Origin of the sequence: Streptomyces sp. NPDC059003 (assembly GCF_042740445.1) — a bacterium.
GTDB lineage: Bacteria > Actinomycetota > Actinomycetes > Streptomycetales > Streptomycetaceae > Streptomyces.
This window is the reverse complement of sequence record NZ_JBHYJH010000098.1, coordinates 1-12,499: the sequence shown is the minus strand read 5'-3', so window position 1 is coordinate 12,499 and position 12,499 is coordinate 1. Positions and strand designations below refer to the sequence as shown.

The window sequence follows — 12,499 nt, the reverse complement described above, 5'->3', positions numbered from 1 at the left end:
AGGGCGATCGAGCCGGGCCGCGGAACTCGGCCGAGCTGGAGTGACGTGGTGTCGGAGACGAGTGCGGAGCGGGCCCGCCGGTGGTCAGAGCCAGCCGCGCCGGGCGGCCTTGACCCCGGCCTCGAAGCGGCTGCGGGCGCCGAGGCGCTCCATCAGGACCGCCATCATGCGCCGCGCGGTCCGGTGCGAAACATGCAGCTGACCCGCGGCGGCCGCGTCGGTGTACCCCTCGGCGACCAGCCTGAGCAGCGCCAGTTCCTTGCCGTTCAAGATGTCGTCCGTCGTCAGCCGCCCGGCGTCCAGCGGTGTGGCCGACGACCAGGTCTGTTCGAACAGAACGACCAGCGGGGCGACGAGGCCGGGGGCGGCAACCTGGAGCGCGCCCGCCGCCGTGTTCCGCGGATCGAGGGGTACCAGCGCGACCGAGCCGTCGAACAGGATCATCCCCGGCAGCGGCGCCGCGCAGCCGCGGAACTGGCCCCCGTTGCCGGTCAGCCACTGCACGTGCGCCAGGTTCGCGGCGTCGTAGGAGTCGGTGTCCGTGCCGATGGCCCGGATCGACACCGAGCGGCTCAGCAGCGCCGCGTCATTGCGGCGCGCCGCCGAGAGTTCCGGCGCCGACCGCGCGCCGCCGGGCACGAACGCCAGCACCTCGCGGATGGCCTCTCCCGCCAGCCGGTCGACCCGGCGCTGCACCTCGTCCATCCCCAGGAGCCGCTCGACCTGCTCGCCCCTGCCAGGCCGGCCGGAGGCGTCGGACATGAGCAGCCGGACGACCTCGGCATGAGTCTCGGCGACGCGCCGCTGCCGGCGTATCAGCTCCTCGTGCTGGCCGGCCAGCGACTCCTGCAGGCTCAGAATCGGGTCCACCACCGCGAATCCGCCGGGCACCTCGAAGGAAGGCCGGACCAGGCCGAGTTCGAGCAGCCGGTCGAGGCAGCCACGGACCAGATCCGGGGCGGCCGCCAGCCGGTCGGCGATCTCCTCGGCGGCCGGCGGCGGCGATGCGCTCAGCTCCCGGTACACCGCTTCCTCCATCAGATCCAGTCCGAACGTGGTGAGCATCAGATTCGTCTCCCAGGTGTGTCGGTGAACGCCCCACGGTCAGTGGGAATCGGCGGGTCGCAGTGCCGGCCTGGCGGGCCGGGCCTTCGCCAGGTACGCGGCGATCCCGGCGGCGGTCGGCGCCCGGAAGAGTTCGCGGACCGGCAGCTCAAGACCCAGAGCCGAACGCACCCGGGAGATCAGCTGGATCGCCAGCAGCGAGTGGCCGCCCAGGGCGAAGAAGTTGTCGTCGAGGCCGACCGAGTCCCGGCCGAGCACCTGGGCGAACAGCTCGCTGAGCACCTCCTCGTGCGCCGTACGCGGGGCAGTGGCGGTCGGCGCCACGCTCGGCGCCGAAGCCGCGCCTGCGGCGGCGTCGCCGGACCGCCGGTCCTGGACGGGTAGTACGTCGAGGTCGGCGACCGTCCGTTCCGGGTCTCGGGCCACCTGCGTCAGCACCCGGCGCAGTCCGTCGGCGAGCCGCTCACCCGTCGAGGCGTCGAACAGCGCGGTCGCGTACGTCAGCGCCCCCGTCAGTCCGGCCGGTGCTCCGTCCTGGTCGAGCCGCTCCTCCACATCGAGGACCAGGTCGAACTTCGCGGTGGCCGACGGGATGTGGCATTCGGCAGCCCGCAGGCCGGGGAATTGCGGACCGGCGGCCGCGTGCTGGAGCTGGACCATGACTTGGAAGAGCGGGTGGCGGCCGAGCGAGCGTGGTGGATTCACCTCTTCGACCACCCGCTCGAACGGGACGTCCTGGTGCTCGTAGGCCCCGAGGTCGGTGGCCTGGACGCGACGGAGCAGCTCCGCGAAACTCGGGTTCGCCGAGACGTCGGTCCGCAGGACCACCGTGTTGACGAAGAACCCGACGACGTCGTCTACCGCGTCGTCCGTCCGGCCGGCGACCGGGGTGCCGATCGGAATGTCCGTGCCCGCGCCCAGCCTGCTGAGCAGGGCGGCGAATCCGGCCTGGAGCACCATGAACAACGTGCAGCCGTGCTCCTTGGCGACCGCGAGCAGGCTTCGATGGAGTTCAGGACCCCACGCGACGTCCGCTGATCCCCCCGCGTAGTCGCTGGTCCCGGGCCGGGGCCGATCCGCCGGTAGGGTCAGCTCCACCGGTAGATCGGCCAACTGGGCGCGCCAGTGGTTCAACTGACGGGACAGCAGGCTTCCCTCGTCCTCCTCGGCGCCCAGCAGATCCCGCTGCCACAACGCGTAGTCGGCGTAGTGCACCGGCAGCTCGTCCCACTGCGGGGCGTCGCCAAGGACGCGGGCGGCGTAGGCGGCGGAAAGGTCGCGCATGAGCGGTCCGAGCGACCAGCCGTCGCAGATGATGTGGTGGAACACAAGCAGCAGGACGTGATCCTCCTGGCCCGTCGTGAACAGGTGGGCGATCGCGGGAGGCCGTGCGGCCAGATCGAAGGGATGGTCCGCGGCCGCACGGATCGCCTCCTCTACCTCGGCCTCGGGCACCTCGCGGTGGACCAGTTCCGGCCGGGTCTCTCCCGGCGCCGACACCGACTGCACCGGTCGGCCGTCACGGTCGACGAAGACCGTCCGCAGACTCTCGTGCCGGTCCGTGACATCGGACCACGCCTGTTCGAGAGCGTCCCGGTCCAGCGGGCCGGTCAGGCGCAGAGCGACAGGGAGGTTGTAGCTGGTGCCTGTTTCCTCCCACTGGTTGAGGAACCAGAGCCGCTGCTGGGCGTAGGACAGCGGCAGGACGTCCGGGCGCCTTCCCGCGCGGAGCGCCGGCCTGCCGGGAAGCACGTCGCCGAGGCTGTCCGCAAGACCGGCCACGGTCGGCGTGCTGAACAGCAGACGGGCGGGCAGTTCCACGCCCAGCACGGAGCGTGCCCGGCTGCTCAGCCGCACGGCCAGCAGGGAGTGGCCGCCGAGATCGAAGAAGCTGTCGTCGATGCCCACCGTGTCACGGCCGAGCACTGCCGCGAACAGCCCGCACAGAAGCTCCTCGCGGAGGTTGCGCGGTGCGCGCCGGGTGTCGGTCGGGTAGACAGGTTTGGGCAGCGCGGCGCTGTCGAGTTTCCCGTTCGGTGTCAGCGGCAGTTCGTCGATCACCACGATCGCGGCGGGCACCATGTAGTCCGGCAGGTTCTGCCGTGCGAACTCGCGCAGCCGTCGCACGTCGAGTTCCGTGTTCCGGGCGAGTACGTATCCGACGAGCCGGCCGTCGCCCGGCCGGTCCTCGCGCAGGACCGCCACCGCGTGCGCGACGCCCTCGTGGCGGGCCAGTGCCGCCTCGACCTCGCCGAGTTCGACACGAAAACCCCGGATCTTCACCTGGTCGTCGGCCCGGCCGAGGAATTCCAGCGCGCCGTCGTCGGTCCACCGGACCAGGTCGCCCGTGCGGTACATGCGCTGTCCCGCCCTGAACGGGTTCGCCACGAACCGCTCCGCGGTCAGGCCGGGACGGTTCACATAGCCCCGCGCCAACTGGGCTCCCGCGACGTACAGTTCACCGATCACCTTCGGGGGGACGAGACGCAGGTCCTGGTCGAGGACAAAGACGTCCACTCCGGGGATCGGACGGCCGACAAGGGGGCGGTCGCTCTCGTCCGACGTCCAGAAGAGGGAGTCCACCGTGGTCTCGGTCTGTCCGTAGATGTTGTAGACGGTGATCCCCTCGGCCTCCCGGATCCGTGTCCACAGCTTCTCGCCCACCGTTTCCGCACCGGTCATCAGCACCGCCGGCGGCGTTCCGGCCGGGTCGAGCATGCCCTGCTGGATCAGCTCTTCGGCGTAGCTGGGCATCACGTCGAGAGCGTCGATGCCGCACCGCTGCATGTACCGGGCCATGGCGGCGGGGTCGCGGCGGGTGTCGTCGCCGATCAGGTGGAGTTCGTGGCCGACGGCCTGCCACAGCAGACCGACGACCGAGGTGTCGAAGGAGAGGGACGCGGTCAGCGCCATCCGGCAGCGCCGCGGGCCGCGGGCCCGCTCGGCGGTGGCGATGACCTCCTCGCGATAGAAGGCCAGCAGATTGGCCAGCCCGCCGTGCGTCACCATCACCCCCTTGGGCACGCCGGTCGACCCCGAGGTGTACACGACGTATGCCGGATGGTCCGCGGCGAGCGCGACATCGAGGTCCTCCGGCGATTCGCCGTCGAGGGCGGGGCTGTCGACGAGCACCGGTTCGCGCACGGGCAGCGATCCGGCGGACTCTCTGTCGGTGACGACCAGGGCGGCGGCGGAGTCCTCAAGGAGGTGGGCGATCCGTCGAGCCGGGTACGCCATGTCGACGAAGAGGAACGCGGCGCCCGCCTTCAGCACCGCCAGGAGCGCGACCACCAGGTCCGTGGACCTGGGCAGGGCCACCGCCACCACCCGGTCCGGGCCGGCCCCCCGACGCACGAGGTGGCGGGCGAGCCGGGTGGCACGGGCGTCGAGCTCGGCGTAGGTCAGCGCGGTGTCCTCGAAGACCAGCGCCCTCGCGTCCGGCGTGCGGGCGACCTGCTCCCGGAACGCGCCGGGCAGGAACAGGGGTCGCGGTGCGAGCGCGGGCACGGGACGCGCGGCAAGGAAGCGCCGGCGTTCCTCGTCCGAGAGCACGTCGACGGCGCCGATAGGTCGTTCCGGGTCGGCGAGCACCTGTTCAAGGAGTCGTCGCAGCCGCGTCACGAGCTGTTCGGCGGTGGTCCGGTCGAACAGCTCGTCGGCGTACTCCAGATAGCCGGTCAGCCCGGTCGGCGCGCCCCGGTCGTCGCGTCCGTCCACCAGTTCAAGACTGAGGTCGAACTTGGCGATGTCCCAGCTCACCGGGGCCCGCTCGGCCTCAAGGCCGGCGAAGTCCGGGGTGGCGGTGTCGGCGGGCTGGACCTGAATCATGACCTGAAACAGGGGGTTCTGGGACAGCGACCGCTCGGGCCGCAGAACTTCGACGATCCGCTCGAAGGGGACGTCCTGCTGGGCGAACGCCTCCAGGTCGGTGTCCCGGACCCGTCGCAGCAGTTCGGCGAACCCGGGATCGTCGGCGGTGTCGGTGCGCAGCACCAGCGTGTTGACGAAGAACCCGACCAGCTCGTCGAGCGCGCTGTCCGACCGGCCGGCCACCGGGGTGCCGAAGGGGATGTCGGTGCCCGCGCCCATCCGGGTCAGCAGTGCCGCGAACCCCGCCTGCAGCACCATGAACAGCGTGCAGCCGGCGGACCTGGCGAGATCGAGCAACCTGCTGTGCAGCTCCGGCTCCCAGTGGACAGCCACGGTCCCACCGGACTGCGCCGCCACCGCAGGGCGCGGCCGGTCGACCGGCAAGGTCAGCTCCGCCGGCAGCTCGGCCAAATGGTGCCGCCAGTAGTTGATTTGACGTGTCATCAGGCTGCCGGTGTCCTCGGCGTCGCCGAGCAGCTCTCGCTGCCACAGTGTGTAGTCGGCATAGCGCACGGGCTGTGGCGGCCAGTCCGGTGCGTTCCCGGCGCGTCGGGCGGTGTACGCCAGGCCGAGGTCCCTCAGCAGCGGACGCAGGGACCAGCCGTCGGCCGCGATGTGCTGAACGACCAGCAGCAGCACGTGCTCCTCCGGCGCCGACGCGAACAGTGTGACCCGGACGGGCACATGCGCGGTGAGGTCGAACCGGTGGCGCACCCGCTCCGCCATGGCGTCGGCGAGGTCCGGCGGCGCCACCTCGACGACCTCGATCCCGGGAACCGAGTCCAGGGTGACCGGGTGCGGCTCACCGCCTTCCTCGGGGAAGATCGTGCGCAGGCTCTCGTGCCGCCGCGCCACGTCGGCGAGCGCCTCCGCCAGGGCGTCCCTGTCCAAGACGCCGGTGAGACGGACCGCGACGGGCACGTTGTACGTTCCTTCGTCGCGCTCCATCCGGTTCAGGAACCACAGACGCCGCTGGGCGTACGACAGCGGTACGGGCTCCGCTCCCGTCCGGGCGGTCAGCGCGGGGCGCGCGGCTCCGGTCAGCCGGGCCAGTCCCGCCACCGTGGGTTCGGCGAACAGGTCCCGGATCTCGAACCCCTCCCCCAGGACCGACCGGATGCGGGAGAGCAGCCGCAGCGCCAGGAGGGAGTGCCCTCCCAGGTCGAAGAAGTGGTCGTCGATCCCCACACGGGGCACCCCGAGCACTTCCGCGAAGAGTTCGCACAGGATCTCCTCACGCGGACTCCGCGGCTCCCGCACGGTGTGCGCGGCCCGGTCCGGCTCCGGCAGCGCGGCCCGGTCGAGCTTCCCATTCATCGTCGTCGGCATGGTCTCGACCAGGACCACCGCGGCGGGGACCATGTAGTCGGGCAGGCTGTCCGACACGAACCGGCGCAGTTCCCGGTCCATGAGGCCCGGCGCCCGGGGCACGGCATACGCCACCAGGCGCTGGTCGCCCGGCCGGTCCTCCCTGAGGACGACCGCCGCTTGCACCACCGCGGGGTGGCCGGCCAGCACCGCCTCGATCTCGCCGAGCTCCACGCGGAAGCCGCGGATCTTCACCTGCGCGTCCACGCGGCCGACGTACTCCAGTTCCCCGTCCGCGGTCCACCGGGCCAGGTCACCCGTCCGGTACATGCGCTCCCCCGCCGAGAACAGGCAAGCCACGAACCTCTCGGCGGTCAAGGCGGGACGCCCGGTGTATCCCCGGGCGAGCTGAACCCCGCCCAGGTACAGCTCGCCCACCACTCCCGGCGGCACCGGCCGCAGCCCGCCGTCCAGCACGTATGCCGACACATTGGCCAGCGGCCGGCCGATCGGCACCGTACTTTCCTCGTCGCCGCGGCGGCACTGCCAGGAGGTCACGTCGACGGCGGCCTCGGTCGGTCCGTAGAGGTTGTGCAGTTCGCAGGAGCCGAGCGTGTCGAAGAGTTCGCGCCGTGTCTCCGCGGCCAGGGCCTCACCGCTGCAGATGATCCGGCGCAGGCCCGTGCAGCCGGCCGCGCCGGGCTCCCGGAGGAACGCCTGCAGCATCGAGGGCACGAAATGCGTGACGGTCACCGATTCACGCTGGATCAGCTCGGCGAGGTAGGCGGGATCGCGGTGTCCACCGGGCTTCGCAAGGACCAGGGTCGCCCCGGAGATCAGCGGCCAGAAGAACTCCCACACCGATACGTCGAAACCGGCCGGGGTCTTCTGCAGGACCCGGTCGGCGCCGGTGAGCCGGTACGCCGCCTGCATCCACAGCAGACGGTTGACGATGGCGGCGTGCGGGACCACGACCCCCTTGGGCCGTCCGGTCGATCCGGAGGTGAAGATGACATAGGCGGAGTGCGCCGGGAGCGGTGGCACCGGTCGGGCGGAGGCCGGGGCGATCGGCTCGTCGAGCAACAGCTTCGGCGTGGGGCCGGGAAGGGCTCCGGCGTTCTCGGAGTCGGTCAGTACGAGGATCGGCCCGGCGTCCGCGACCATCGCGGCGATCCGTCCGGCGGGGTGGTCCGGATCCACCGGAAGGTAGGCCGCGCCCGCTCTGACGACGGCGAGGATCGCGACCACCAGCTCGACCGAGCGGGGCAGTGCCACGGCCACGACCCGGTCGGGGCCCGCGCCTCGGTGGGCGAGCTGCGCCGCAAGGAGCTCCACGCGTTGGTCCAGCTCGGCGTAGCTCAGTCGCTCGTCGGACGCCACCAGGGCCGTCGCCTCCGGTGTGCGCCGGACCTGCTCCGACCACAGTTCGGCGAGCGTCACCTCGGGCAGCTCGACCGTGGTGTCGTTCCACGTGTGTACGACCCGGTCACGCTGCTCGGGCGACAGCATGGTCAGCGCGGAGAGCGGTCGGTCCGGGTTCTCCGCCACCTGCTCGAGGAGCAGCACCAGCCGGTCGGCGAGCTCGGCCGCCCGGTCTGCGGTGAACAGGTCCGGGCGGTAGTGCAGGCGCAGCGCGAGCCGCTCGCCCGGTTCGACGGCGAGGGTCAGCGGATAGTGCGCGCTGTCCCGGAAGGTGACGCCCACCTCCAGTTCACCGTCGGGTGAGTCGATCTTGTAGTCGTGCATCGGGAAGTTGTCGAAGACCACGTTGGTGTCGAAGAGCGCGGTGGGGAGCCCGGTCAGGCGCTGGATGTCGGTCAGGCCGAGGTGATCGTGGTCGAGCGATGCGGCGCGTCCCGCTTGGATCTGCTCGAACAGCGCGCTCACCGAGGCCGCCGGGTCCAGCCGTACCCGTACCGGAACGGTGTTGATGAGCATGCCGATCATCGAGTCCGCGCCGGTCAACTCGGCCGGACGGCCGCTGACCGTCGAGCCGAACACCACGTCGTCGCGTCCGGTGAGCGAACCGACCAGGATGGCCCAGACTCCTTGGCACACCGTGTTGAGCAGGACATGGTTCCTGCGGGCGTACGCGGTCAGCAGCGCCGTCGTCTCCGACGGGAGCAGCACCGCGACCTCCTCGGGCGGCGGACCGCTCCGGGAATCGGCGGACGCGACAAACGTGGGCTCGGCAACCCCTTCCAGGGCCGCTGCCCAGTGCCGCTCCGCGCCGACCCGGTCCTGTCGCGCCAGCCATGCCAGGTAGTCCCGGTACGGACGCACCGGCGGCAGGTCGGCGGTGCCGCCCGCGCGGGAGTACACCGCGAACAGCTCCTGGAACAGCAGGGCGAAGGACCAGCCGTCCAGGAGGAGGTGGTGGGCCGTCACGAGCAGCCGGTGGTGGCGGTCGGTCCGCCGGACAAGGGTGAACCTGATCAACGACGATCCGCCGACGTCGATGCCCCGGGCCCAGTCCTGCTCGGTCAGTTCGGCGATCCGTTCCGGTGCGCTGTCCTGACCGGTCTCGATCTCCCGCCAGTCCAGCGGGACATCGCGGCGGACCACCCGTATCGGTTCGCCTGTCTTTCGGTACCGGAATCCGGACCGCAAGGTGGCGTGGCGCCGCATCACTGTCTCCGCGGCCGCCCTCATGAGCGCGGAATCCACCGGCCCGTCGAGGTCCACGGCGAATTGCGCGAGGTAAGGGCTGTGCTTTTCCCGGTCGAACAGCGCGTGAAAGAGAAGGCCTTCCTGCAAGGGGGACAGGGGAAGGATGTCCTCGACCGCCGATTGGTTCATCTTCAGTGTCAACTTCCTCAGGAGGCCCGCAGATCTGATTCGATCTCTTCGATTTCGTGCTGGCTGAGCGAGCTCAGGGTCAGGTCGGACGGGGTGAGTCCGCCCGCTCCGGGTTCGCGGGCGTGCGCGACCAGGGCCCGGAGCATCCGGAACCACCCGTCCGCGAGCTCGCGGGTGTCCGCCTCGGACACGACGCTGTCGGCCCAGGTCCAGGTGGCCCGCAGCACCGGGCCGTCCGCCCGGTCCACAGTGGCCACGTTGACCTCGATGCTGTGGGCCATGGGCATCCCTGATCCCGTGTCGTCCAGACCGGTCCCGTACTCCGCTACGACCGACCAGTCGGCGTCGTCCGAGACCTCGAAGCGGCCCAGGTAGTTGAAGACGAATTCCGGCTGGGCCGCCTTCTCCAGCAGCGCACCCGTCTCCGGATTCAGATAGCGAAGGAGGCTGTACCGGACTCCCTTGTCGGGAACGCCGCGCACCTGCTCCTTGACGCGCTTCACCGCGTTCCCCACCGCCGCCCCGGTGGCCTGCGCATCCGTCCGGTCCGGTGCACCCAGGTCGAGCCTGATCGGGAACAGGCTGGTGAACCAGCCGACGGTCCGGGAGAGATCCACCTCCGCGAGTGCGTCCTCCCTGCCGTGTCCCTCCAGGTGCAGCAGTGCGGTGCCGTCGCCGACCGTGCCGCGTCCGCGGTGCCAGTCGCCCAGCGCCAGTGCGAGACCGGCGAGGAGTACGTCGTTGATGCCGGCGTTGAACAGCGACGGCACCGTGGTCAACAACGCCTCCGTGAACTCGGCCGGCAGGGACTCGGTGAAACTCCGGTCCCGGCTTTCCATGTCCTGCCCCGGCACCCTCACCCGGTCGCCGAACCGGCCGGCGCCGGGACGCAACCGATCGAGCCAGCCGGGGAGTTCGGCGATGGCGGCCTGCGTGTGCGCCTGCTCGGCGAGGATGTGGGACCAGCGGCGGAACGAGGTCGGCACCGGATCGAGAGTGATCGCGGCACCCTGCTCGACCGCCTGCCAGGCGCTCGCGAGATCGGCGGCCAGGATGCGCCAGGAGAGCGAGTCGACGGCCAGATGATGGACGACCAGGGCGAGCACGCCCCGGCGATCCGGTCCGGCGTCAAACCACACGGCCTGGAGGACGTTGCCCTCCCGGGGGCGCAGCCTGTCGCGCGCCGCGTCCGACTCCTGTCGCACAAGCCCGGCCCAGTCCTGTTCGGGGCGCCCCGCCACGTCGATCCGCCGGACGGTCGAGGCCGCGTCCACGGCGCCCGCCCGCAGGGTCTCCAGCTCCCAGTCCGCCTCGTCGCCCAGCACGGACAGCCGCAGGCGCAGGATGTCGTGGTGGTCGAGCAGGGCCTGCACCATCGACATCAGACGGGGTTCCGTCAGCCCTGAAGGCGTACGCAGGACCGCGAACTGGTTGTAGGTGTCGACCACGCCACCGCGTTCCCGGAACCAGTGCATGATCGGGGTGGTGACGACCGGTCCCACGCCGCTGTCCGCGACGGGCGCCGGCTCCTGGGCCAGCGGAGTGGCCGTCTGTGCCAGTGCTTCCATGTCCCGCCGCGTCAGCACATCGCCGACGGTGATCCGCAGACCGGCTTTCCGTGCCCGGCCGACGAGTTGCATGGCGATGATGCTGTCTCCGCCGAGCGCCACGAACCCGTCGTCGATCCCGACGCCGCTCACCCCGAGAACATCGGCGACGAGTTGGCAGAGGACACGCTGGTGCCGGGTGACCGGAGTTCTTCCGGCCACACGCGAACTCGCATGATGAATAGAGCTGTCCACGTATTCCCTCATTCCGGTTCCGGTCTGGAATCAGGAACGAAGTTAGCCAGCGGAGCTCGCCGTCGGCGGCAGTCGGAGCGGCAATTCGAGGGAGAGCCGCGAGGGAGCACACCGGAATTGCCGGTGTGATTGCCGCCGGTCGCGACGGCGCGCGCGGACGATGACATGCGCGACGTTCGGACGGAATCACGTGGAGAAGAGGTTCAGCGGTGACAATCCAGCAACCAGCCCGGCAGGCGGTCGACCTGGCGATGTTCGGTGGTGACCGGGCCGTTCCCAGGGAACTCGGGATCAGGCCCTGGCCGATGGTGACCGATCAGGACGAGCAGGCGGTCCACCGGGTACTGAGGTCTGGCCGGTTCACCTCCGCCTCGTCGGGAGAGCAGGAGATCGCCGGCCTGGAGCGGGAGTGGGCGCAGTATGTCGGCACGGAGCACTGTGTTGCGGTGAGCAACGGAACCGCGGCGCTGTCGGTCGCGCTTGCCGCCGCGGGCGTGGAGCCCGGCGACGAGGTCATCGTGCCTGCCCTGAGCTTCATCGGCAGCGCCACCGCTCCGCTCCATCTCATGGCCGTACCGGTGTTCGTGGACATCGACCCGGTCACGTTCAACCTGGACCCCGCGGCGCTGGAGGCCGCGATCACCAGCCGGACCAAGGCGATCGTCGTGGTCCACCTGCATGGTCTGCCCGCCGATCTGGACCGGATCACCGAGATCGCCGCCCGACACGGGATCACCGTGGTAGAGGACGCCGCGCAGGCGCACGGCGCCCGGTACCGGGGCCGGTACGTGGGCTCGATCGGTGCGGTGAACACCTTTAGCCTCAACGTCAGCAAGAATCTCGCCACCTGCGGTGAGGGCGGCCTGATCACCACGAATGACGCGAACGTGGCGACGAGGGCGACCATGCTGCGGCAGTTCGGTGAACTCATTCCGGCACGCGGCGAGCGCAGCTACGTGGCGCATCTGCTGGGCTGGAACTGCAAGCCGAACACGATACAGGCGGCCTTCACCCGTAGCCGGCTGACGCAACTCCCCGCCGAGATGGCCGTCCGCGAGGAGAACGTCGGCCGTCTCCTTGGGCGGCTGGCCGCGTATCCCGGCTTCCTCGTGCCCGAGGTCCCACGGGACCGCACCCATGCCTGGCACATCCTGCGCATCCGGGTGGATCCCGCCGCCTTCGGGCTTGCCGACGAGTTGGCCGGCCCGCTGCGCTCCGTCCTGCAGCGGGCCCTGCGTGCCGAAGGGGTGCCCGCCGTGCCCTACCAGCTGCAGCCGCTTCCCGCGCAGCGGGTCTTCACCGGCCGGCGCGGGTTCGGCGCCTACCCGTGGGCGCTGCCCGGCGTCGTGGACCGCCCCTACCGTCCCGGCGATTTCCCGGCGACCCTGCGGGTCCTCGACGACTCCTTCACGATCCAGAAGGCACATCTGCATCCGGACTCGGGACCGTTGCTCGACCGGTACGCCGACGCGTTCGAGAAGGTCTGGCTGAACCGCGAGGCACTGGCCGCCATCGCCGCGACGACGGACTACACCCCGCACTGGGAACGCGCCTCGGAGGTCGCCGACACCGAATGGGCGGGGGCGTTCGACACCCGATGACCTCTGCCCGCTGCACCGACTCCGCCCCATGATCCTGGTCCTGGATCATGGGGC

4 protein-coding genes are annotated in these 12,499 nt (G+C 70.7%); 1 reads left to right on the top strand and 3 read right to left on the bottom strand.

All coding sequences use genetic code 11. The features are described from left to right. Window positions 1-84: 84 nt before the first annotated feature. From ACFWZ5_RS28955 to ACFWZ5_RS28945, 3 genes are read right to left on the bottom strand one after another with little or no spacing between them, the layout of a single operon-like run. Window positions 85-1,065: a LuxR C-terminal-related transcriptional regulator gene (locus tag ACFWZ5_RS28955; protein WP_384795182.1), complete on the bottom strand. Its 981-nt coding sequence runs from the start codon at window positions 1,063-1,065 to the stop codon at window positions 85-87. Between the two features lie 39 nt (window positions 1,066-1,104). Then, window positions 1,105-9,042 (bottom strand): amino acid adenylation domain-containing protein, encoded by a 7,938-nt coding sequence (locus tag ACFWZ5_RS28950; protein ID WP_384795180.1) that lies wholly within the window; start codon window positions 9,040-9,042, stop codon window positions 1,105-1,107. Window positions 9,043-9,059: 17 nt separating this feature from the next. Continuing rightward, window positions 9,060-10,856: a condensation domain-containing protein gene (locus ACFWZ5_RS28945; RefSeq protein ID WP_384795178.1), complete on the bottom strand. Its 1,797-nt coding sequence runs from the start codon at window positions 10,854-10,856 to the stop codon at window positions 9,060-9,062. 197 nt (window positions 10,857-11,053) lie between these two features. On the opposite strand from ACFWZ5_RS28945, the gene ACFWZ5_RS28940 reads away from it, so the two are divergent. Beyond that, window positions 11,054-12,445 carry a DegT/DnrJ/EryC1/StrS family aminotransferase gene (locus ACFWZ5_RS28940; protein ID WP_384891534.1) on the top strand — a complete coding sequence of 464 codons (1,392 nt, stop codon included), beginning with the start codon at window positions 11,054-11,056 and terminating at the stop codon, window positions 12,443-12,445. Window positions 12,446-12,499 lie beyond the last annotated feature (54 nt).